The sequence below is a fragment of the Paraburkholderia jirisanensis genome (assembly GCF_054782355.1).
On the sequence record NZ_BAAGSQ010000009.1, the window covers coordinates 1 to 23,577 of the forward strand.

The following is a 23,577-nucleotide window of genomic DNA, read 5'->3' on the forward strand; positions in this document are numbered from 1 at the left end:
GGCCGGCGCGGCAGCGGGAGCCAGCGGCGCGCACGCCGGGCGCGGCGGCGCGGGCGGCGGCCGGCGCGGCGCGTTCGCCAACCAGCCGCAGCCGGTGCAGGTTGCCGGCGTCACGCAAGGCGAAATGCCGATCGTCATCAGCGCGCTCGGCACGGTCACGCCGCTCGCCAACGTCACCGTGCGCACGCAGCTGTCCGGCACGCTACAAACAGTCGCGTTCCAGGAAGGCCAGATGGTCAGGAAGGGCGATCTGCTCGCGCAGGTCGATCCGCGTCCGTACCAGATCTCGCTCGCCAACGCGCAAGGCACGCTGGCCAAAGACGAAGCGCTGCTGCAAACCGCCCGCCTCGATCTGAAGCGCTATCAGACGCTGCTCGCGCAAGACTCGATCGCAAGCCAGCAGGTCGATACGCAGGCGTCGCTGGTCAAGCAATATGAAGGGCAGGTGCAGTCCGACCGCGCGAACATCGACACCTTCAAGCTCGACCTGACCTACGCGCGCATCACCGCGCCGGTGTCGGGCCGGGTCGGTCTGCGCCAGGTCGATGCCGGCAACTACGTAACGCCGGGCGACACCAACGGCATCGTCGTGATCACCCAGCTGCAGCCGATCAGCGTGATCTTCACGACCTCGGAAGACAATCTGCCGTCGATCCTCAAGCAGTACCGCGCGGGCAGCCAGATGTCGGTTACCGCGTACGACCGCACCAATACCACGTCGCTCGAAGCCGGCCATCTGGATACGCTCGACAACCAGATCGATACCACCACCGGCACTGTCAAGCTGCGCGCGATGTTCCCCAATACCGGCGGCATGCTGTTCCCGAACCAGTTCGTCAACGCCCGCCTGCTGGTGGACGTGATCAAAAACGCCACCATCGTGCCGACCTCGGCGGTGCTGAACGGCTCGATCGGCCCGTTCGTCTACGTCGTGAAGCCGGACAACACCGTCACCGTGCGCAAGATCGCGGTCGGCCCGGTCGACGGCGAGCGCACCAGCGTCAAGTCGGGGCTCGAAGTGGGCGAACGGGTCGTCACCGACGGCTCGGACCGCCTGAAGGACGGCGCGAAGATCACCATTCCGGCCGAGCATCCGCGCGGCGCGTCGGGGGCCTCGGGCGCCGCGGCGGCATCCGGCGCCTCGCACGCGTGGGGTGCCTCCGGCGCGCATGCGCATCGGCATCGCAGTGCATCGCAAGCGTCGTAACCCGGGCCCGGCCACGATCGAATGAATCCTTCCCGCGCCTTTATTCTGCGTCCCGTCGGCACCGCGCTGCTGATGGCGGCGATCATGCTGGTCGGTCTGGTCGCGCTGCGCTTCCTGCCGCTGTCCGCGCTGCCGGAAGTCGACTATCCGACCATTCAGGTGCAAACCTTCTATCCGGGCGCGAGCCCGGATGTGATGACCTCGTCGGTCACCGCGCCGCTCGAGCGGCAGTTCGGCCAGATGCCGTCGTTGAACCAGATGTCGTCGCAAAGCTCGGCGGGCTCGTCGGTGATCACGCTGCAGTTCAGCCTCGATCTGCCGCTCGACATCGCCGAGCAGGAAGTGCAGGCCGCCATCAACGCGGCCGGCAACCTGCTGCCGTCCGATCTGCCCGCGCCGCCGATCTACGCGAAAGTGAACCCGGCCGATGCGCCGATCCTGACGCTCGCGATCACGTCGAAGACGATGCCGCTCACCGAGGCGCAGGACATCGCCGACACCCGGCTCGCACAGAAAATTTCGCAGGTGGCCGGCGTCGGCCTCGTCAGCCTGTCGGGCGGCCAGCGCCCGGCGGTACGGATTCAGGCCAATCCGCTCGCGCTCGCATCGTACGGCCTGAATCTCGACGATCTGCGCACCACCATTTCGAACCTGAACGTCAATACGCCGAAAGGCAGCTTCGACGGCCCGACGCATGCGTTCACGATCGACGCGAACGACCAGCTTAAAGACGCGGGCGCCTACCAGAGCGCGGTGGTGGCCTACAAGAACGGCCGCCCGGTGATGCTGACCGACGTCGCGACGATCGTGGCCGGCGCGGAGAACACCAAGCTCGGCGCGTGGGTCGACGGCACGCCGGCGATCATCCTGAACGTGCAGCGCCAGCCGGGCGCGAACGTGATCCAGGTGGTCGACAACATCAAGCAGCTGCTGCCGACGCTGCAGCAGTCGCTGCCGGCCGCGCTCGACGTGCGCCTGGTCACCGACCGCACCACCACGATTCGCGCGTCGGTGCGCGACGTGCAGTTCGAACTGCTGATGTCGGTGGTGCTGGTGGTGCTGGTGATGTACCTGTTCCTCGCCAATATCTACGCAACCATCATCCCAAGCCTGTCGGTGCCGCTGTCGCTGATCGGCACGCTGGCGGTGATGTACCTGTGCGGCTTTTCGCTCGACAACCTGTCGCTGATGGCGCTGACCATCGCGACCGGCTTCGTGGTCGACGATGCGATCGTGATGATCGAAAATATCGCGCGCTACGTCGAGGAAGGCGTGCCGCCGCTCGAAGCCGCCTTGAAAGGCTCGAAGCAGATCGGCTTTACGATCATCTCGCTGACGGTGTCGCTGATCGCGGTGCTGATTCCGCTGCTGTTCATGGGCGACGTGGTCGGGCGTCTGTTCCATGAGTTCGCGATCACGCTGGCGGTGACCATCGTGATCTCGGCAATCGTGTCGCTGACCCTCGTGCCGATGCTGTGCGCGAAGCTGCTGCGCCATACGCCGCCGAAGGAAAGCCATCGTTTCGAAGCGCGCGCACACGCGTTTATCGACTATGTGATCGACCGCTATGCGGTCGCGCTGCGCTGGGTGCTCGACCGTCAGGCGTCTACTCTGGTGGTCGCGGTGCTGACGCTGGTGATCACCGCGCTGCTGTACGTGTATATCCCGAAGGGTTTCTTCCCGGTGCAGGATACCGGCGTGATCCAGGCGATCACGCAGGCGCCGCAGTCGGTGTCGTATCAATCGATGGCCGAGCGGCAACAGGCGCTGGCCGCCGAGGTGCTGAAGAATCCGAACGTCGACAGCCTGACGTCGTTTATCGGCGTCGACGGCAGCAACATCACGCTGAACAGCGGCCGCATGCTGATCAACCTGAAGCCGCGCGACGACCGCGACGCGAATGCCAGCGAAGTGATCCGCCAGTTGCAGCGCGCCACCGCGCATCAGTCCGGCGCGACGCTGTTTATGCAGCCGGTGCAGGATCTGACGATCGATTCGACGGTGAGCCCGACGCAGTACCAGTTCATGCTGACCGATCCGAACATCAACGAGTTCTCGGAATGGGTGCCGAAGCTGGTCGAGCGGCTGCAGCAGATTCCCGACATCACCGACGTCGCCACCGATCTGCAAAGCAACGGGCAATCGGTGTACGTCGAGATCGACCGGCCCACCGCCGCGCGCTACGGCATCACGCCCGCCACCGTCGATAACGCGCTGTACGACGCGTTCGGCCAGCGCATCATCTCGACCATCTTTACGCAGTCGAACCAGTACCGCGTGATTCTCGAAGCGCAGCCGACATTGCAGCATTACTCGGACTCGCTGAATTCGATCTACCTGCCCTCCTCCACCGCGGCCGGCGGCCAGGTGCCGCTGTCGGCGATCGCGAAGTTCCACGAGCGGCCTGCGCCGCTGCTGGTCACGCACCTGAGCCAGTTCCCGGCCACCACGGTGTCGTTCAATCTCGCACCGGGGGCATCGCTCGGCGCTGCGGTAAAAGCGATCGATCAGGCGGAAAAAGACATCAACCTGCCCGCGTCGTTCCAGACCCGCTTCCAGGGCGCGGCGCTGGCGTTCCAGGCGTCGCTGTCCAACGAGCTGTTCCTGATCCTCGCGGCGATCGTCACGATGTATATCGTGCTCGGCGTGCTGTACGAGAGCTTCGTGCATCCGGTGACGATCCTGTCCACGCTGCCGTCGGCCGGTGTCGGCGCGTTGCTCGCGCTGCTGGTCACCGGGCACGATCTGGACATCATCGGCATCATCGGCATCGTGCTGCTGATCGGTATCGTGAAGAAGAACGCGATCATGATGATCGACTTCGCGCTCGAAGCGGAACGCGAACACGGCAAGTCGCCGCGCGAGGCGATCTATCAGGCGTGCCTGCTGCGCTTCCGGCCGATCCTGATGACCACGATGGCCGCGCTGCTCGGCGCACTGCCGCTGATTCTCGGCAACGGTGCGGGCTCGGAGCTGCGCCGGCCGCTCGGTATCGCGATTGCGGGCGGCCTGATCGTCAGCCAGCTGCTGACGCTGTTCACCACGCCGGTGATCTACCTCGGCTTCGATTCGCTCGCGCGCAAGCTGCGCGAACGCTTCAACCGCGGCGGCAGTCGCGACACTCCGCCGCCGCCCGCCACCGATGCCGGGAGCTGACCGATGAATATGTCGCGCCTGTTCATCTCGCGCCCGGTCGCCACCACGCTGCTGGCGATCGGCATCGCGCTGGCCGGCATGTTCGCGTTCGTGCGGCTGCCGGTCGCGCCGTTGCCGCAAGTCGACTTTCCGACCATCTCGATTCAGGCGTCGCTGCCAGGCGCGAGCCCGGAGACGGTCGCCACCAGCGTCGCGAGTCCGCTCGAACGGCATCTCGGTGCGATCGCCGACGTCACGGAGATGACCTCGAGCAGTTCGGTCGGCTCGGCGCGCATCACGATGCAGTTCGGCCTGAACCGCGATATCGACGGCGCCGCACGCGACGTGCAGGCCGCCATCAACGCGGCGCGCGCCGACCTGCCGGCCAGCCTGCGGCAGAACCCGACGTATCACAAGGTCAATCCGGCCGATGCGCCGATCCTGATTCTCGCGGTCACGTCGAAAACGCTGACCGCCGGGCAGTTGTACGACTCCGCGGCGACGGTGCTGCAACAGTCGCTGTCGCAGGTCGATGGCGTCGGCGAAGTGGACGTCAGCGGTTCGGCGAACCCGGCGGTGCGCGTCGAACTCGAACCGCACGCGCTGTTCCACTACGGCATCGGCCTCGAAGACGTGCGCGCGGCGCTCGCGTCGGCCAATGCGAACAGCCCGAAAGGCTCGATCGAATTCGGTCCGAACCGCGTGCAGCTGTACACCAACGACCAGGCCAGCAAGGCCTCGCAATACAAGGACCTGGTGATCGCGTACCGCAACGGCGCGGCGGTGCATCTGTCGGACGTCTCCGAAGTGGTCGATTCGGTCGAAGACCTGCGCAACCTGGGTCTCGCGAACGGCCAGCGTTCGGTGCTGGTGATCCTGTACCGGCAGCCGGGCGCGAACATCATCGAAACCGTCGACCGCGTGAAGGAACTGCTGCCGCAGCTCACCGCATCGCTGCCGCGCGACGTGCAGGTGATGCCGGCCGCCGACCGCTCCACCACGATCCGCGCGTCGCTCACCGACACCGAGCACACGCTGGTGATCGCGGTCGCGCTGGTGGTGATGGTGGTGTTCCTGTTCCTGCGCAACTGGCGCGCCACGCTGATTCCGAGCGTCGCGGTGCCGATCTCGATCATCGGCACGTTCGCGGCGATGTACCTGATGGGCTTCTCGATCGACAACCTGTCGCTGATGGCGCTGACCATCGCGACCGGCTTCGTGGTCGACGACGCGATCGTGGTGCTCGAGAACATCGAGCGGCATATCGAGAACGGCGTGCCGCGCCGGCAGGCGGCGATCCGCGGCGCGCGCGAGGTCGGCTTCACGGTGCTGTCGATCAGCATCTCGCTGGTCGCCGTGTTCCTGCCGATCCTGCTGATGGGCGGCATCGTCGGGCGGCTGTTCCGCGAGTTCGCGCTGACGCTGTCGCTGGCGATCGCGGTGTCGCTGGTGGTGTCGCTGACGCTGACGCCGATGATGTGCTCGCGGCTGCTGCACGAGCCGCACCAGAAAAAACAGGAAGGGCGCCTCGCACGCTGGCTCGAACGCGGCTTCACCAGCATGCAGAACGGCTATGCGCGCACGCTCGGCTGGTCGCTGCGCCATCCGTTGTTGATCCTGTTCGTGCTGTTCGCCACCATCGCGCTGAACATCGTGCTGTACGTGATCGTGCCGAAGGGCTTCTTCCCGCAGCAGGACACCGGCCGGCTGATCGGCGGCATCCAGGCCGACCAGAGCACGTCGTTCCAGGCGATGAAGGTCAAGTTCTCCGAGATGATGACCATCGTCAAGGCGAACCCGGCCGTCGATACCGTGGTGGGCTTCACCGGCGGCCGGCAGACCAATGCCGGCTTCATGTACGTCGCGCTGAAACCGAAGCCCGGCCGCAAGGTGTCCGCCGACCAGGTGATCCAGGAGCTGCGTGGGCCGCTGTCGCACGTGGCCGGCGCGCGCACGTTCCTGCAAGCGGTGCAGGACATCCGCGTCGGCGGCCGGCAGTCGAACGCGCAGTACCAGTTCACGCTGCTCGCCGATTCGACCACCGATCTGTACAAATGGGCGCCGCGCATCACCGAGGCGCTGCAGGCGCGCCCGGAGCTCGCCGACGTGAACTCCGACCAGCAGGTCGCCGGCCTCGAAGCGCTGGTGACGATCGACCGCGCCACCGCGGCGCGACTGAAGATCACGCCGTCGCAGATCGACAACACGCTGTACGACGCGTTCGGCCAGCGTCAGGTGTCGACCATCTACAACCCGCTGAACCAGTATCACGTGGTGATGGAAGTCGCGCCGAAGTACTGGCAGAGCCCGCAGATGCTCAACGAGGTGTGGATCAGCACGACCGGCGGCACCGCAAGCGGTTCGCAGTCGACCAATGCGACCGCGGGCACGGTAACGGCGGCGCCTGCGGCCAGCACGGGCGGAGGGACCTCCGCTACGGCGGGCGCGACCAGCGCGGCCACCCTCGCGGCCGATTCCGCGCGCAACCTCGCGAACAATGCGATTGCCGCGAGCGGCAAGTCGAGTGCGTCGACCGGCGCGGCGGTATCGACCGCGAAGGAAACCATGATCCCGCTGTCGGCGATCGCGTCGTTCGGACCGGGCAATACGCCGCTCGCGGTGAACCACCAGGGGCAGTTCGTCGCGTCGACCATCTCGTTCAACCTGCCGCCCGGCAAGTCGCTGTCGGATGCCACCGCGATCATCGAGCAGACGATGGCTGAAATCGGCGTGCCGGGGACGATACACGGCAGCTTCCAGGGCACCGCGCAGGCGTTCCAGCAGTCGCTGTCGGACCAGCCGATCCTGATTCTCGCGGCGCTCGCGGCGGTGTATATCGTGCTCGGCATTTTGTACGAGAGCTACATCCACCCGCTGACGATCATCTCGACGCTGCCGTCGGCCGGTGTCGGCGCGCTGCTTGCGCTGCTGCTGTTCAATACCGAGTTCAGCATCATCGCGCTGATCGCGGTGATCCTGCTGATCGGCATCGTGAAGAAGAACGCGATCATGATGGTCGACTTCGCGATCGACGCGTCGCGCACGCGCGGGCTCGGCTCGCGCGAGGCGATCGAAGAGGCGTGTCTGCTGCGCTTCCGGCCGATCATGATGACCACCTGCGCGGCGCTGCTCGGCGCGTTGCCGCTCGCGTTCGGCCGCGGCGAAGGCGCGGAACTGCGCGCGCCGCTCGGCCTCGCGATCGTCGGCGGGCTGATCGTCAGCCAGATGCTGACGCTTTATACGACGCCGGTGGTTTATCTGTATATGGACCGCTGGCGCCTGTGGTGGGAAAAGCGCCGGGGTGGCGCAGTGCCTGCGGTGCCGACGGCGGAGTAAGGCGGTGGGCAGCGCGCGGCGCCGACGGCGAAGTAAGGCGGTGGCCAAGGCGCCGCGCGGTTGACGCGGCGCAGGTGGCGACCTGCTGCGCGAGCTATATCGTCGCGCCCAGCTACAGCTTCTGTGCCATCGCCAGCGTGAAAATGCGCTGCCATTGGCGCGCCTGCCGTTCGCCATGCATCGGCAGTTGCCACACCGGATGCGCGCTGTCTTTCACTTCGAGCGCGACACGCCATGCGTCGCCGTCGCGCTCGGCCAGCGCGCCGCGCAGGTCGGCGAAAATATACGCGCCTTGCACGCCATCGAGCGTCAGGTTGCACAGCCGCTTGCCTGCCGACAGCCGCACTTCGCCCCAGTTGTCCTTCAGCTGGTGGCTCCAGTCGCCATCGTGAATATTCGCGGCCACTTCCTGGTGGCGACGCCACCAGTACGCAAACGCGGCCGCCACGATGGCCGCCGCCAACACCGCCGCGGCAATCGCGACGCCGATGCCGAACGCTGCGGTCAGCACGTTGAACACATGCACCGCGCCCCAGATCAGCGCGATCAAAACCAGTAACGCGACGACGATCGGCATGGCCGGGCCCTCCGCACGGAATGATCAAACGGAAGCGCCAGCCGGCGCCACCTGATGAGTGCTACTGCGGGGTGCTACTGCGGCGTGTTACTGCCGCGCGCTACTGCGCCTTATGCGCCGCCGCCCACTCCTTCACCGCGCGCATCGTATTCTCGACGTGCTTGTCCGGCGACATGCTGGTGTATTCGTAAATGATCTTGCCGTCCGGCGCAATCACATAGGACACGCGGTTGGCCATGCTCTTCATCGGCAGGCCGGCGTCGTAGGCGCCGATCACCTTGCCTTCGGCATCGGCGGCGACCGGGAATTTGCTGCGGCATTCGCTGACCGAGAATTTCGTCAGCGTGTCGATGTTGTCGTGCGACACGCCGATCACCGTCGCGCCGTATTTCTTGTATTCGTCGACCGCATCGGCAAACTCGTGTGCCTCGATCGTGCAGCCGGTGGTGAACGCGGCCGGATAGAAGTACAGCACCACCGGCCCTTTCTTCAGCTGCTGGGCCAGCGAGTAGGTATAGGTCTTGCCGCCGAGCGACGCCTGCGCGTCGAAGTTGGGCGCCTCCGCGCCTGGCGCGAGCGTCGCGCACGCGGTGAGCGCATACAGCGACAGCCCCGCGGAAAAAATCACGGCGCGAGCGGCGTGGATGGTTTTTCGCTTCATGTCACTCCTCCAGTTGGGCGCGCGGCCGGGCAAACCCACGGTTCGCCACAGCCAGCGTCAGAGCGCTATTGGAGCACAGTTGCGTGGCGCCGGGCAGCGAGCGAGCCAGCCTATGCGGGCCACATCGCGCATCCGACGCTGCCCTTACCGCACCATCGCCCGTTCGCCCGGCAACGTCTCGCCGGCATGCGCGCCGAACCACGCCGCCGCCGACAGGTTCAGCTCAGCCAGCACCGACGGCGTCAGCACCGCAAACGGATCGCGCGGCTCGGCTGCGACGATCGCCGACGCATCGGCGCCCTGCCCGGCCGCTTCGGCAATGCGCAACAGCACGCCCATCTCGCCTTCGCGCGTGACGATCGCGTTGCGGATCAGCGGCGACAGGCCGAGCTTGTCGAGCGCCTTCGCAGGCGTCGCATCGACCACCACGTGCACCAGCGAAAAGATGCCGGTCATAAAGGCCGCATCGGCAAAATCTTCGTCGCCCGGGCGCAACAGCCGCGCGGCCAGCTCCATGAAGCGCGAGCGCGTGCCGGCCAGTTGCACCAGCGGGTCGGAGCGCCACGCCAGTTCGCCGCCGCCCGCGTACAGCAGCAGCTGCGCCCAGCGCGCGATCTGCCGCGTGCCGGTGGCGATGATCGCCTCGCGCAGCGACGCGATATAACGCCCCAAGCCGAACGCGCTCGAATTGACCAGTCGCAGCAACTGCACGACCACGGTCGGATGCCCTTTCAGCTCCGCTTCGAGCTCGAAGATGCCGGCATCGCGCGACAACAGCGCGAGCAGGCGCAGTAGCGCCGCGCTCGACGAGCGGCTGCGCGCGGCGGCCAGCACCTGTGGCCGCGCAAAGAAGTAGCCCTGGAACAGATCGAAGCCGAGATCGCGCGTCTCGAGAAAATCCTCGCGCGTTTCGACCTTCTCGGCGATCAGCGTCTTGCCGTGCTGCCGCAAGGTGGTTGCAAGCTTGCGCAGTTCGCTGCGCTCGGTCAGCAGCACGTCGACCTTGACGATATCCGCATACGGCAGCATCGCGTACAGGCTGTCGGACAGCTCGAACACGTCGTCGAGCGCGATCCGGAAGCCCGCCTGGCGCAGCTCGCCCAGGCGCGCCAGCAGCCGCGCATCGACCGTCACGGTCTCGAGGATCTCGAGCACGAAGCGTTCCGGCGACATCAGATGCACGATGTCGTCGAACAGCAGCCGCCGCCCGATGTTCACGTAGCCGCGATGGTGGCCGAGCACCGCCGGCACGCCGATCGCGCCGATCGTGCGCGACACCACCTGGGCGGTGGCCTGCGCATCGTCGGTCACGCGTGCGTGGTTGACCGCGCTGTCGCGAAACAGCAGCTCGTACGCGTGCAACGCGCCGGTGCGATCGAGAATCGGCTGGCGGCCGAGATAGACAAACTGGGGATTGAACTGGGTACTCAACTGCTCGGCGCTCAGTTGCTCGACATTGAACGGTTCGACGCCCGCCGGCTCGGCAGCCGGCTGTGCATCGCCCAACGGTGCGGCGCCCGGCGCCCTGGCGCCGCTTGCCGCGTCGCCTGTGCCGGCCGGTTGGGTAAGCTTGGGGGTTCCTCTGTCTTCGGACGGATCAGACATGATTGATGGCGGCATGATTCAAAAAATGGCACTCGTCGAGGCTGGGATGGAAACGGTCCCACGACCGCCGCCGCATCGTACCAAATCCGAATTGCCCCACGTACATCCGTTTTAACGGATTGAGGGAAACGTTACTTTAGACGATTCCATCCTGCGCTGCAGCGATCCTCCCATACTGTGGCCTGCGCGGCAGGTTTTTTTGGTGCCGCACTAAAGATTTCTCCCCGTAAGCCGTTATGGTGCTCTGATAGGCGTCTCCCCGATCTGCCGGTAGTTGTGCGGCGACCGGCAGACGGCATGGAGCGCCTGCGACGAATCAGGATTGCCAGCGAATCACAATGGAAGCGACCAGGATTACCGCACCTCGACGGGGATGGCTGCGTACGGCGTTCGAGCGCCTGCGCGCGGCGGCCGCCGCACGCATAGAGCCGCAGGCAGCAGCAGGCAGCGGCGCGGCAGGCGCGGCGCTCGGCCTCGAGCAGACCGTCGGCGCCGTCGATTTTCTCGCGCACGTCGACCGCGGCCTGCGGTTTCTGTACGTGACCGACGCGAGCCTGCGCTTCGTCGGCTACCACCGCGAATATCTGCAGACCATCACGCTCTCCGACATCGTCTCGCCCGCCGACGTGCCGCGTCTCGAAGCCGCGCTCGCGCGTGCGTCGACCAGCGGCGCGGTCGAGAAGATCTCGCTCGAGCTGGTCAAGTCGCTGACCTATCCGGTCGCCGTCGAGTTGCGCGTGGTGCGCAACCACCACGACGGCGTCGAAGGCTACGCGATCGCCGGCTTCGACGTGTCGCAGTGGCGCGCCAACGAGGCGAGCCTGCGCCGCGCGCTGCACACCGACCACCTGACTGGCATCGCCAACGTACCGGCGCTGGTCGATGCGATCCGCGACGCCCAGCAGCAGGCCGACCTGCACGGCACGCCGGCCGCGCTGCTGCTGCTCGACCTCGACGACTACCAGCGCGTGAACCGTGCGCTCGGCTACGACGCCGGCGACGAGATGCTGCGCGAGACCGCGCGCCGCCTGACCACGATGACGATGCAAGGCGAGATCATCGCGCGCGTGGCCAGCGACGAATTCGCGATCCTGCTGCCGCCGGCCAACTCGCGCACCGATGCGGCGCTCGCCGCCGAAGCGCTGGCGCGCCGCCTGCTGACCGCGATCCAGCAGCCGTACTCGCACAACCGTCAACCGGTGCACCTGTCGGCCAGCATCGGCATCGCGCTGTACCCGGACGTACAGCATTCGAACGACACCGTGCCGCGCGACAGCCAGCTGCTGCGCTGGGCCGACCATGCGCTGCTGCGCGCGAAAGCCGCGGGCGGCAACACGCTCGCGTTCTACGTGCCCGACGACAACCCGGCCGACGCCGAGCGCCTGAAGCTCGAAGCGGACCTGTACGACGGCGTGCGCAACGGCGAGTTCTCGCTACATTTCCAGCCGATCACCAACGGCCACTCACGCGGCGTGGTCGGCGTCGAGGCGCTGATCCGCTGGCATCATCCGCTGCATGGCCTGGTGCCGCCGTCGATGTTCATTCCGCTCGCGGAATCGGTGGGCCTGATCAACTATCTCGGCAACTGGGTGCTGAAGGCCGCGTGCATGCAGCTGATCCAGTGGGACACGCAAAACATCACGCTGCAGTACGTCGCGGTCAACGTGTCGGCGCAGCAGTTCCGCGATCCGCGCTTCACCGACAACGTGCGCGAAGCGGTCGCGCTGACCGGCATCGATCCGCGCCGCCTCGTGTTCGAGATCACCGAAACGCTGCTGATGCACGACCCCGCGCATGCCACCGCACTGCTCGCCGAATTGACCGCAATCGGCATTCGCTTCGCTGTCGACGACTTCGGCACCGGCTATTCGAGCCTTGCGTATTTGCAACGTTTCCCGCTCGCCAAGCTGAAAATCGACCGGAGCTTTGTCGAGAATCTGCTAACCTCGCGCAATGATCAGGCGATCGTCAGCGCGGTAGTAGGACTCGCGCAGACGCTCGATCTGGAACTGGTCGCGGAAGGCGTCGAAACCGAAGCGCAACGTGCATTGCTGACCGAGATGGGCTGCGATCACATTCAAGGGTGGCTGGTCTGCAAGGCATTGCCATCCGAAGAACTTGCGCAGTGCTTCGAATCGCGCACGCTTTATCTGCACGCACCGGCAGCGTGAACATGCTGCCGGGAACGCGCAACCGCACCGGCAGCCGGCACCCGTTGACCGGACGCCCATTTACTGGAAAAGGTATGGCTTTCGCGGGACTCCCATGTTAAAAGCGGCGCTGCTCGACAGGCTCTGGAGCAGGATGAGCGAGCGCGGCGATTTTCCGATGCTGTCGCAATCGCTGCGCACCACGATGGCAGCCGTCAAGAACGACGAGCTCGACTTTACGTCGCTCGTGCAGGTCGTGCTCTCCGACTTCGCGCTGACCCATAAGGTCTTGCGTCTCGCGAATTCGGCGATGTACATGGCGTTCGGCGGCAACATCACCACCATCTCGCGCGCGCTGATGGTGCTCGGCATGGATGCGGTCGGCCATCTGGTGGTCGGCCTGCAGATCGTCGATCACTTTCATCACAGCGCACCGCGCCGCATCGACGCGAAACTCGAACTGAACCGCACGATGCTGTCCGGCTGCGTGGCGCGCAAGCTGACCGAGCGCGGCGACCTGCGCGTCGGCGAAGAAGCGGTGGTCTGCACGCTGATGCGCCAGGTCGGCAAGCTGCTGGTGGTGTTCTATCTCGATCACGAATGGGACCAGGTGCGCCGCCAGATCGACGCGGGCATCAGCGAAGACGCGGCGTGCCAGGCGGTGCTCGGCGTCACCTTCGAAGAGATCGGCATCGAGGCCGCGCAGCGCTGGCGGCTGCCCGAGATCATCCGCGCCGGCATGACGCCGTACGACCCGGCGCGCGAAGACGAACCGCGCCAGACGCAATGGATGCGCGCAGTCACCACCTACTCCACCGAAGTCGCGAACCTGCTCACGTCGATGGACATGCCGGCTGCGCAGCGCGACGCGCGCCTTGCCGAGCTGGCGCAGCGCTTTTCGCGTCCGCTGAGCACCGACGCCGAGGTGCTGGTCGAGATGAGCCTGTCGCTCGCGCGCGAGGAAGCCGGCGACGGCGTGATGCGCGAGATCACCGAGCTGCGTGCAAGCGCCGATGCAATTGCACGCGAGCCGCTGCAACCGGAAGACCGGATTCGCGCGGGCGTCGAAGACCTGCGCGCGCTGCCGTCGGACAACGCACTCGCGCCGGCGCTGACGCTCGCCTCCGAAACCGTGCTTGCGAGCTTGGGCTTTGCGCGCACGGTGGTGTTCGTGCGCCAGAGCGGCGGCCTGTTCAAGGCGCGCATGGGCTTCGGCCCGAAAGTCGAAGCGGTGATGCCGCGCCTCGAATTCGCCGGCGCGTTTCAGCCCGACGTATTTCACCTCGCGATTGCGAACTCGGTGGGCATCTTCATCGAGAATGCGCGCGATCCGAAAATGGTTGCGCGTCTGCCCGACTGGTACAAGCATTCGTTCGCCGATGCGCATTCGTTCGTGCTGCTGCCGGTGATGCTCGACAACCAGTCGACCGTCGCACTGCTGTACGGCGACTGGACGCATAGCGATCAGCCGCGCCGCATTTCGCAGCAGGAGATGGCGGCGTTGAATGAATTGTCGCGGGAGTTGCGGCGTTTTTTCGCCCACACGCCGGTGACTGAACTGGAACTGCTGTAACGCGGCCGGATGCACGCGATTGAACGTCGACCCGGCGCGGCGTTCGAGACTTCCGGCAGCCGGGTTACCGGTTTAGCCCTTCGATAGACTTCCCTGCTTCAATCTTCGATGCGCTGCAGCCCTTCGGCTTCGGCGCTGCGATCCGCAATGCCCGCCCATGCGGCGGCAGTCAATGCAAGCTCGGTCGCCGCGCACGCATCGAGCGGCGCGAGCCCCTCGCAGGCGCGCCCGATCTCATCCCAATCGCCGCGCTCCAGCGTTTCGCTCAAGGTCAGCAATGCACCGAGCGTGCCCTTGTGATGTTCGATCGCTTCGCGAATCGGCTTGGACAGACTCAGAATATTCAGCGTGTTTTCCAGTGTGCCGCCGAACACCGCATCGACGAACGAGAACACGCCGGTCAGGAAGGCTGCATCGCTTTCGTCGCGAAACGCTGCGGGCAGCTGCCCGATCGCCAGTTCCATAAAGCGCGCGCGGGACGCCGCGAGTTGCAGCAGCGGGTCGTCTTCGAGCGCGACCTTGCGGCCGTCCGCGTAGAGCAGCAGTTGCGTCCAGCGCGCGATGCGGTCGGTGCCGGTGGCGTTGATCGCGTCGCGCAGCGTCGTCACGCGCAAGCCCAGCGCAAGGCCGCCCGCATTCGCGAGGCGCATCAGATGCATCACCAGCACCGGGTTGAGCTTCAGCTCCGCTTCGAGTTGTGCGACGGTCGGCTCGCCCGCCAGCAGTTGCAGCAGGTTCAGCAACGCGTGGCGCGGCGCGCTGACGCGGCGGGCCGATGCACTCGCATGCGGACGCGCGAAGAAGTACCCCTGGAAGCGATCGAAGCCCAGCTCGAAGGCGGTTTCGAAATCGGCCTGCGTTTCGGTGGACAGCGCGATCAGGATCTTGCCCGCCGATTTCAGCACGCTGGCCAGCTTCGGCAGCAGCGCGGCCGGCGCGCGGCGCACGTCGATCTTTACGATCTCCGCATACGGCAGCAGACGCGCGAAACGATCGTCGACCTGGGTGACCTCGTCGATCACGAAGCGAAAGCGGCGGCCATGCAGCATCACGATGCGCGCGATCAGCGCTTCGTCGATGAGAATGCCGGCGGGCAATTCGAAAATAAAGCGCTCGGGCGGCAGCGCCTTGATTGCTTCGTCGAACAGCAGCGCGCGGGTGACGTCGACATACGCAGGGTGGCCGGTCAGCGCGGCGTGCACGTTCGGTTGAACCAGCGTGCGCAGCAGCGAGCGCGCCTGCAGTTCGGCGAGCGCTTCCGGATTGGCGGCAGGATCAAGCGCGGCAGCACGCTGCGAGCCGGCGTTCGGTTGTTGTGCTTTGGGGGCCTGGGGATCTTTCGCTTCCGGCGTTTCGGGAAAGAAAACCTTCAGTTCGAAACCGCACAGCATGCCGTCGCGGGTCAACAGCGGCTGGCGCGTGAGATGCACCGCGCACAGCGCTTCTTCTGCGCTCTCGGGCGCTCCATCCGGCTGGCTTTGCTGCTCGACTGCGGTGCTGGTCATGCGGCTCCCCTCTTTGCAAGGCGTGCGTGGCGCTTCGTGCGCTCATCGTTATTTCGTTGATCCGGACAACGCCGGCGGCGTGCGGCGCGCGTAATGCGCGCAAAAACCGGCCGGAGCCGCCCGGCGATTTTAGCGCACGCATCGGTCGCGAGCACAGCGAATTTCGCGGCTGCGCCACGAAAACTGCATGGCGCTGCGCCGTATTGATGGAGCTAGCCTTACTGCAGCGAAGCCAGCGTATCGGCGGTGGTTTCGATCACCATTAAACCGGCGCGCAAACCCGGTTTCACCGACGGGTTCGGAAACACGATGCGTTCCTCTGCATGGCGCACCGTGTAGCGATAAGCGCCGTCGCGCGCGAGCAAAGTGCCTTGCGGATAGGCCGTAAAGTTCGGCACGTCGGCGTCGACCAGCAGTTCGAATGCGTCGCTCTGTTTGGTGATCTGGTCGATCACCGTGAACACACGCGGCAGCGGTGCATGCTGCGTGTCCGCGCGGCCGCTGACCAGTGCGCGCAACGCCGCATCGGCGCCGCTGAAGCGGGACAGGTCGTTTTGACCGAACGGACGCACCTTGCCGAGTTCGAGCGTGCAGGCGAGCGCACCGCATGTGTCGGATGTGAAGTGCGAATAGGTGCTGCCCTTGGTGGTGTGCAGCAGCACCGCCGCGATGCGCGCATCGCGCAGCCATTCGACCATCGCACGCGACGGCGGTGCGCCGGTGTGCGGCAGCAGCGCGAACTGCTCGAACACCGACGCGCGAATCGCCGTGTGCATGTCGATGTGCCAGCGTGCGTCGGGCTGTTGCGGCGCGGACGCGAAGAAGCGTTGCGCGGCAGCTTCCAGCGTAGCGGCACGCGGTGCTTCATGGCTGTGCTTCGAGGCTGCCGTGTGTCGGCCGCTGAACAGGCGGTTCAGATCGTCGTCGACGTAGCGGCACGACGCGCGCATCGCGTCGAGGTTGCCGAGCACGACCAGTAGACGGCATGCGAGCGGTACGTGGCCGGCGCCGATATCCTGTACCAGCTGCGACAACAATTCGATCGGCGCGGTTTCGTCGCCGTGGATGCCGGCGGATGCGAGCACGCTGCGCAACGGTGTGGTTGCCTTGTCGCTCGCGACGCGAGGCGCCGGCTCGAATTGCAGCACGCCATCATCGAGCCACGTCCAGTGAATATCATTGCCGCACACGCCGCTGCGATGCGCCGCATCGGGCCGCGTGCCAGCCAGCGAACACGTCAGAAAACGCGCAAGAAAATCGTCAGGCGGCGCAGCGCCGCGCGAGTCAGCGCTGGAAGTCATACAGCGAGCCCAGCCGCAGAATCTGCGTCAGTTCGTCGAGTGCGGTGCGCGATTCGTTCAGCAGATGCGGATCGGCCAGATCGATCGACGCGAGCCGGTCGCGATAGTGTGTGTCGATCCATGCGTCGAGCTTGCCAAACAGCGCATCGTCGATCCACACGCCCGGCGCGACCGCGGCGCGCTCTTCATCGCTCAGCACGACGCGCAGCCGCAGACACGCGGGGCCACCGCCGTTCTTCATGCTCTCGCGCAGGTCGAATACCCGCACCTCGCCGATCGGACCCGTGCCCGCAACCAGATCGTCCAGATAGCCGGCCACCCGCTCGTTTTCGCGACATTCCTGCGGCACCACCAGTATCTGTCTGCCGTCTTCAGTGGTCAGCAGCTGGCTGTTGAACAGATACGACGTGACCGCATCCGCCACGCTCACGCGCGCATCCGGCACTTCGATCACATCGAACGGCGCACGTTGTTGCGCCAGTTTTGCGCGCAGTGCGTCGTACACAGCCTGCTGTTCGACGAACGCCAGCTGATGGCAAAACAGCGTGCTGCGATTGCCGACCGCGATCACGTCGTTATGAAACACGCCGGCGTCGATCACGTCCGGGTTCTGCTGCGCGTACACGGTGCCCGCCTCGGAGAGCCCATGCCGTTGCGCGACCGCGCGGCTCGCCTCGAAGGTCTGCCGTGCCGGGTAGCGTTTCGGCTCGGGCCCACGACGGTATTCGCTGCGCCCATACACGAAGAACTCGACGCCGCGCTCGCCGTATGCGTGACAAAAACGCGTGTGATTCGCTGCGCCTTCGTCGCCGAGCGCAGGCGTGCCGGGCAGCGCTTCGTGCACCGCGAAGCGCGCTTCGTCGGCGAAGATCGCGCGCAGCGTGTGGCGCGTCGCCTCATGCTCGATCGCGCGATGCAGCTTGCTGCACAGATTGGCCGGCGTGAAATGTACGCGGCCATCTTCGGTATCGGCGGATGGGCTCACGGTGGCTGCGTTGGCCGTCCACATCGCCGATGCCGAGCTGGCAGCCAGCAGCAATTCCGGCGCTTCTCTCGCGACGCGCGCGATCAGCGGCGCATCCGCACCGGAAAAACCAAGCTCGCGCAACAGCCGCAGCGACGGCCGCTCCTGCGGCGACAACACAGCTTGCCTGAAGCCGAGGTCCGCGAGCTGCTTCATCTTGCGCAGCCCCTGTTTGGCCGCGGCTTTCGGATTCGCGACGGTTTTCTCGTTCGACAGCGACGCGACATTGCCGAACGACAGCCCGGCATAGTTGTGCGTCGGGCCGACCAGCCCGTCGAAGTTCGCTTCAATTGCGTGCATCGCCCGCCCCCTGAAAATGAAGACCCGGCGACAGGTTCGCGGGCATCTGCAACTGCGTGCTCTCCACCGACGCCATCGGATACGAGCAGTAGTCGGCTGCGTAATACGCGCTCGGCCGCTGGTTGCCCGAGCGCCCGATACCGCCGAACGGCGCAGCGGACGATGCACCGTTGGTCGGCCGGTTCCAGTTGACGATGCCGGCGCGAATCGCACGCTGAAAGTGCGTCCATTGCGCTTCGTCGTCGGCGAGCAGGCCGGCGCACAAGCCATATGCGGTGTCGTTCGCCTGTTCGATCGCGGCATCGAAGCTCAAGTAGCGGACGATTTGCGCGAGCGGGCCGAAGTGCTCTTCGTCAGGCAGATCGTGTGCCGCGGTGACATCGAGAATCGCCGGGCTCACGAAGCCGAGTTGCGGGTCGCGCTGCGTCATCGTCAGCAGGCTCTTGCCGCCTGCGGCGAGCAGACGCGCCTGCGCTTCTACGAGCCGCGCCGCCGCGCGTGCGGTGATGACCGCGCCCATGTACGGCTGCGGTTGTGCATCGTACGCACCGACGCCGAGGCGCGCCGTCACGTCGACCAGCCGCTCGACAAAGCGCTCGCCGAACGCGCCGTGCGGCACGAAGATCCGGCGTGCGCAGGTGCAGCGCTGCCCGGCCGACAGAAACGCCGACTGGATCGTGTGATGGACGGCCGCGTCGAGATCGGCCACTTCGGCCACCACCAGCGGATTGTTGCCGCCCATTTCGAGCGCCAGCACGATTTCCGGGCGGCCGCCGAACTGCTTGTGCAGCAGCGTGCCGGTATCGGAACTGCCGGTGAAGAACAGGCCGTCGATCTGCCGGTGATTCGCAAGCGCGACGCCCGTGTCCTTCTCGCCTTGTACGAGATTGAGCACGCCGGCCGGCAGACCGGCTTCCTGCCACAACTCGACGGTTGCGCGCGCAACGGCCGGCGCAAGTTCGGACGGCTTGAACACCACCGTATTGCCGGCGATCAGCGCGGGCACGATATGTCCGTTCGGCAGGTGTCCGGGGAAGTTATACGGGCCGAACACCGCCACGACGCCGTGTGGCCGGTGCCTCAGCACTGCAGTGCCGTCGGCCACCGCGGCGCGCTTTTCGCCGGTACGTTCGTGGTAAGCCTGAATCGAAATCTCGACCTTGGCCGCCATCGACGCGACTTCGGTGCGCGCCTCCCACAACGGCTTGCCTGTTTCGCGACCGATCGTTTCGGCCAACGCATCCTTGCGCTCGTTGAGCAGCGCCGCAAAACGGCGCGCCACTGCACAACGCGTTTCGAACGGCTGCGCGGACCACATTGCGAATGCGCGACGCGCGGCCTTGACGGCACGTTCGACGTCGTTGGCGGCTGCACTGTGGCCTTCCCATACGGGCGCATTGGTGCCGGGGTTGCGCGACGCGAAGGCGTGGCCGCTGCCGGCGACCCACGCGCCGCCAATGAAGAGTTCGCTCATGAAGTTCCCTGTTTGTGTTTCGGCGTCAGCACGCGCACCGGATCGCCCGCCTTGACGCGCAGCGCCGCGGCCTCATCCGCCGAGAGCCTGAAGACGCCATTTTCGACGCTGCCCGCCACCGCTGCGCAGCGGAAATCGCCGAGCGCCGTGTTCGACACCAGCGAGCGCGGCCCATCGGGCGGCTCATCACGAGGCGCACCTGGCGCCACGATTTCGAGCGGCACGACGACGCTCTCGCGCACCGTGCGCAGATCGGCGATATGGCATTCGAGCACCGGGCCGGCATCGAAGATGTCGACGTGATTTTCGTAACGCAGGCCTTCGGCTTCGAGCATCTTGCGCGCGGGCAATGTGTCCACGTGCGTGAGGCCAATGCATTCCTGCGCGTGCTCGGGCAGCAACTCGACGTACACCGGAAAGCGTGGCATCAGTTCCGCCAGAAACGATTTACGGCCGTGCGAGCTCAGATAGTCGGCGGCGTTGAAGTCGATCTGGTAGAAATGCGAGCCCACCGCGCGCCAGAACGGCGACGTGCCTTCCGCATCGAAATGGCCGCGCATTTCCGCGCAGATGCGCTGCGGAAAACGCTCGCGAAACTGCGCGATAAACAGGAAGCGCGAGCGCGACAGCAGACCGCCGACGCCGTGCGTCCGATAGCGGGGGCTCAGAAACAGCGAGCACACTTCCGCGTAGCCGGTCAGATCGTGCGAGATGTTCAGCGCGCGCATCATGGTCCAGATGCCGAGTTCCTGGCTCGCGTGCACGACCGTGCTGACGCGGTAGTTGTAGAACGGCTGGTCGAGGCCTACCGCGGTTTCGATACCGCATACGCCGGCGATGTCGCCGCTTGCGGTATCTTCCATCACGAAGAAATAGCCCTGCTCGTGCGGCGCGGCATGGTCTTCGAGCGTGCGGCAGGTGCGCCCGATACGCGCGGCGAGCGCCGCGCGGTCGGGTTTGAACGAGGTCAAACCCGGGCCAGTTTCCTGGGCCAGCGCAAGCAGCGCATCCACATCGCCGGTCTGCACCACGCGCACGACGATCATGATGCGTCCTCCGAAGATAACAAGCCGGCCTCGGGATGCAGCGCGACGCAGCGCACGGTGTCGCCCTCGCGCACGTCGAGCGCGGCGCGCGTGGCCGCATCGAGCGGCGCGAACACGACGTGCGCGGCCAGCAGGTCGGCTCGCCGGTCGGCTTGCTGTCCGGCTTGTAGCTCTGCTTGCAGGTCGCGCGGTAGTGCGGCTCGCAGGTCAGCTCGCCACTCGGCTGGCGGTGCGGTTGGTGACCCTGCTGCCGGATCCGCCGTTAGTCCCGCCGCCAATCCCGCCGGCAGCTCGGCCAGCACGCAGCGAAAATCGCCGCGACTGTTGTTCGCGACCATATAGGTCGCACCGCCCGAAGCCGCCGCCGCGCCGGGCGCCATCACCGCTTCGAGCAGCTCGCCGGCGGTTTGCACCGTGCGCGTTTCGTTGCGCCTTACCGACGCAATCCGCTCGACCTGCGCGGTCAGCACCGGGCCCGCATCGAAAATATCGACGTAGCGGTCGGTCTCGAAGCCCTCGTCGAGATGGATCTCGTACGCGAGCAGCGCGTTCTCGTCCGGCTCGCCCAGCACGCGCTGCGCCGCTTCCGGCAACAGCGGCACATAGATCGGATAGCTCGGCATCACCTCGGCGATAAACGTGTTGCTGCGGCCGCCCGACTGCACTTCGATCTCCGCGAAGTTGCGGCCGAAGAACTTGCGGCCCACCGCTTCCCAGAACGGCGACACGCCCGCGTCGTCGGTCACGCCGAGCAGCAGCGAGAAGATCTCGCTGGTAAAGCGCTTGCGGTTCGCCGCGATGTACATCATCCGGGCCCGCGACAGCAGATGCGCGGCTGCATCGCCACGCAGCCCCGGTTCGATGTAGAAGCCAGCCAGGCGGCTCTTGCCCGTCAGTTCATGCGACATCGTCAGCGCGTGGATCTTGCGGTTCACGTGCAACTCGCGCGACGCATGAATCAGCGCGTCGTTGCGAAACACGTAGAACGGCTCCGAATAGCCGGCCGCCGCCACGATGCTTGCGGTGCCGAGCAGCTTGCCGGTGGCGCTGTCCTCGAGCACGAACAGATAGAACTCCTCGCCGGGAAAATCGGCCTCGCCGCGGAACGAATCTTCCGATAGCGCGAGGCGCGCTTCGAGCGCATGCCGGTCGTGCGGCAGCGAATGCAGCACGGGCTGCGCGGTGCGCGCCATCTGTTGCAGCGCGTCGAGGTCGGCGAGGCGGCCGGGGCGTACGAAAAGCATCGTCGTTCCAGTGAAGTGAAAGCGCGAAGTCGTGACAGCGGCTGCGGGACGTTCAGTACGGTTCAGTGCACTTCAGCGGGCCGGCACATCGGCAGTCGACACCACTTCCTCGATCGCCCTGGCGAGCCGCGCGAGACCTTCTTGCAGGTCGTCGTGTGGAATGATCAGCGATGGCGCGAAGCGCAGCACGTCCGGTCCCGCCATCAGCATGATCACGCCATGCCGGCCGGCCGCACTGACGAAATCCTTCGCTCGGCCTTTGTAGGCGCCGGTCAGTTCCGCGCCGATCAGCAAGCCCTTGCCGCGCACTTCGCGGAAGATGCCGAAGCGCTCGTTGAGTTTCGCCAGCACCGCCTTCAGTTCGTCGCTGCGCGTCCGTACGCCCGCCAGCAGCTGCGGGTCGCTGATCAGCTCGACCACCTTCAGCGCAAGCGCGGCGCCGAGCGGATTGCCGCCGTACGTGGTGCCGTGCACGCCGACCTTGAAGTGCGCGGCCAGTTCGTTGGTGGTCAGCATCGCGCCGATCGGAAAGCCGTTGCCGAGCGCCTTCGCGGTGGTCAGGATGTCCGGCGTCACGCCGGTGTCCTGATACGCGTAGAAATGGCCGGTACGGCCTACACCCGTTTGCACCTCGTCGAAGATCAGCAGCGCGTCATGCTGGTCGCATGCTTCGCGCAGCGCGCGCAGGAAGGCAGGATCGGCGGGAATCACGCCGCCCTCGCCCTGAATCGGCTCGACGACCACCGCGCAGGTCTTCGGGCCGATCGCGGCGCGGGCCGCGGCAATATCGTTGTACGGCAGATGCACGAGGCCGGCCGGCACCGGGCCGAAGCCTTCCGAATATTTCGGCTGGCCGCCCACGCTCACGGTAAAGAACGTGCGCCCGTGAAACGACTGCGCAAACGACACGATTTCGATCTTGTCCGCGCCGTGCCGCTCGAACGCAACGCGCCGCGCGAGCTTGAATGCGGCCTCGTTCGCTTCGGCGCCCGAGTTCGCGAAGAACGCGCGGTCGGCGAACGTCAGTGCTTCGAGTTTCTGTGCAAGGCGCAGCACCGGTTCGTTGGTGTAGCCGTTGCCGATGTGCCACAGCTTCGCGCCCTGCTCGTGCAGCACCTTCAGCAGTTCCGGATGCGCATGGCCGAGCGCCGTGACCGCAATACCGCCCGCGAAGTCGATATAGTCGCGGCCCTGCGTGTCCCATACGCGCGAGCCCACGCCGCGGTCCGGCACGAAGGGCGCGGGTGCGAACACCTGCACCATCACTTCGTCGAAGGTCTGGCGGCTGACGTTCTGGTCGTTCATGGCGGATCCTCGGGACGGGTAATCTCTGTAGTGTAGAAAACCCGGCGCGAATCGTCTTGCGCATACGCGACGCGTTCTATCGTGGTTCGCGGGTGAACATGCGGCGTGATTCGCGCGCGGCGCACAGCAAGTAC

15 protein-coding genes are annotated in these 23,577 nt (G+C 66.0%); 5 read left to right on the plus strand and 10 right to left on the minus strand.

The window, feature by feature from the left end; all coding sequences use genetic code 11:
• From ACYVNQ_RS05955 to ACYVNQ_RS05965, 3 genes are all read left to right on the plus strand, one after another.
• Positions 1-1,207 (plus strand): MdtA/MuxA family multidrug efflux RND transporter periplasmic adaptor subunit (locus tag ACYVNQ_RS05955; RefSeq protein WP_460901395.1); only part of this gene is annotated, 1,207 nt, incomplete at its 5' end.
• A gap of 21 nt (positions 1,208-1,228) precedes the next feature.
• A complete protein-coding gene (locus tag ACYVNQ_RS05960; protein ID WP_460901397.1) occupies positions 1,229-4,363 on the plus strand; it encodes an MdtB/MuxB family multidrug efflux RND transporter permease subunit in 3,135 nt (1,044 codons plus the stop codon).
• 3 nt (positions 4,364-4,366) lie between these two features.
• Positions 4,367-7,678: an efflux RND transporter permease subunit gene (locus ACYVNQ_RS05965; protein WP_460901399.1), complete on the plus strand. Its 3,312-nt coding sequence runs from the start codon at positions 4,367-4,369 to the stop codon at positions 7,676-7,678.
• Between the two features lie 112 nt (positions 7,679-7,790).
• Here ACYVNQ_RS05965 and ACYVNQ_RS05970 read toward each other — a convergent pair whose 3' ends face one another.
• The 3 genes from ACYVNQ_RS05970 to ACYVNQ_RS05980 all read right to left on the minus strand — a co-directional run bounded on the left by ACYVNQ_RS05970 (position 7,791) and on the right by ACYVNQ_RS05980 (position 10,521).
• Positions 7,791-8,255 (minus strand): hypothetical protein, encoded by a 465-nt coding sequence (locus ACYVNQ_RS05970; protein ID WP_460901401.1) that lies wholly within the window; start codon positions 8,253-8,255, stop codon positions 7,791-7,793.
• Positions 8,256-8,355: 100 nt separating this feature from the next.
• Positions 8,356-8,916, minus strand: a complete 561-nt coding sequence (locus ACYVNQ_RS05975) for a peroxiredoxin (RefSeq protein ID WP_460901403.1) — start codon at positions 8,914-8,916, stop codon at positions 8,356-8,358.
• Positions 8,917-9,060: 144 nt separating this feature from the next.
• Entirely contained in the window at positions 9,061-10,521 is a 1,461-nt protein-coding gene (locus ACYVNQ_RS05980) for an EAL and HDOD domain-containing protein (RefSeq protein WP_460901405.1), read from the minus strand.
• 338 nt (positions 10,522-10,859) lie between these two features.
• Between ACYVNQ_RS05980 and ACYVNQ_RS05985 the strand changes: the two genes are divergently transcribed.
• Complete coding sequence (locus ACYVNQ_RS05985; protein ID WP_460901407.1) at positions 10,860-12,692, plus strand: putative bifunctional diguanylate cyclase/phosphodiesterase; 1,833 nt, start codon at positions 10,860-10,862, stop codon at positions 12,690-12,692.
• Positions 12,693-12,786: 94 nt separating this feature from the next.
• A complete protein-coding gene (locus ACYVNQ_RS05990) occupies positions 12,787-14,244 on the plus strand; it encodes an HDOD domain-containing protein (RefSeq protein WP_460901410.1) in 1,458 nt (485 codons plus the stop codon).
• A 98-nt stretch (positions 14,245-14,342) separates the two neighbouring features.
• Here ACYVNQ_RS05990 and ACYVNQ_RS05995 read toward each other — a convergent pair whose 3' ends face one another.
• The 7 genes from ACYVNQ_RS05995 to ACYVNQ_RS06025 form a co-directional block, all read right to left on the minus strand.
• Positions 14,343-15,749, minus strand: coding sequence for an EAL and HDOD domain-containing protein (locus ACYVNQ_RS05995; protein ID WP_460901412.1), 1,407 nt, complete (start codon positions 15,747-15,749; stop codon positions 14,343-14,345).
• Positions 15,750-15,967: 218 nt separating this feature from the next.
• Positions 15,968-17,050, minus strand: coding sequence for a succinylglutamate desuccinylase (gene astE / locus ACYVNQ_RS06000; protein ID WP_460901414.1), 1,083 nt, complete (start codon positions 17,048-17,050; stop codon positions 15,968-15,970).
• On the minus strand, positions 17,034-18,374 hold the full coding sequence (gene astB / locus ACYVNQ_RS06005; protein WP_460901416.1) for an N-succinylarginine dihydrolase: 1,341 nt from the start codon (positions 18,372-18,374) through the stop codon (positions 17,034-17,036). The genes astE and astB overlap by 17 nt, the downstream gene beginning before the upstream one ends.
• The gene (gene astD / locus ACYVNQ_RS06010; protein WP_460901418.1) at positions 18,361-19,848 is read right to left on the minus strand and encodes a succinylglutamate-semialdehyde dehydrogenase; all 1,488 of its coding nucleotides are present in this window, start codon (positions 19,846-19,848) and stop codon (positions 18,361-18,363) included. The genes astB and astD overlap by 14 nt, the downstream gene beginning before the upstream one ends.
• Complete coding sequence (gene astA, locus ACYVNQ_RS06015; protein ID WP_460901420.1) at positions 19,845-20,894, minus strand: arginine N-succinyltransferase; 1,050 nt, start codon at positions 20,892-20,894, stop codon at positions 19,845-19,847. The genes astD and astA overlap by 4 nt, the downstream gene beginning before the upstream one ends.
• The gene (gene aruF, locus ACYVNQ_RS06020) at positions 20,891-22,138 is read right to left on the minus strand and encodes an arginine/ornithine succinyltransferase subunit alpha (protein ID WP_460901422.1); all 1,248 of its coding nucleotides are present in this window, start codon (positions 22,136-22,138) and stop codon (positions 20,891-20,893) included. The genes astA and aruF overlap by 4 nt, the downstream gene beginning before the upstream one ends.
• A 72-nt stretch (positions 22,139-22,210) precedes the next feature.
• A complete protein-coding gene (locus tag ACYVNQ_RS06025; protein WP_460901424.1) occupies positions 22,211-23,443 on the minus strand; it encodes an aspartate aminotransferase family protein in 1,233 nt (410 codons plus the stop codon).
• Positions 23,444-23,577: the final 134 nt, after the last annotated feature.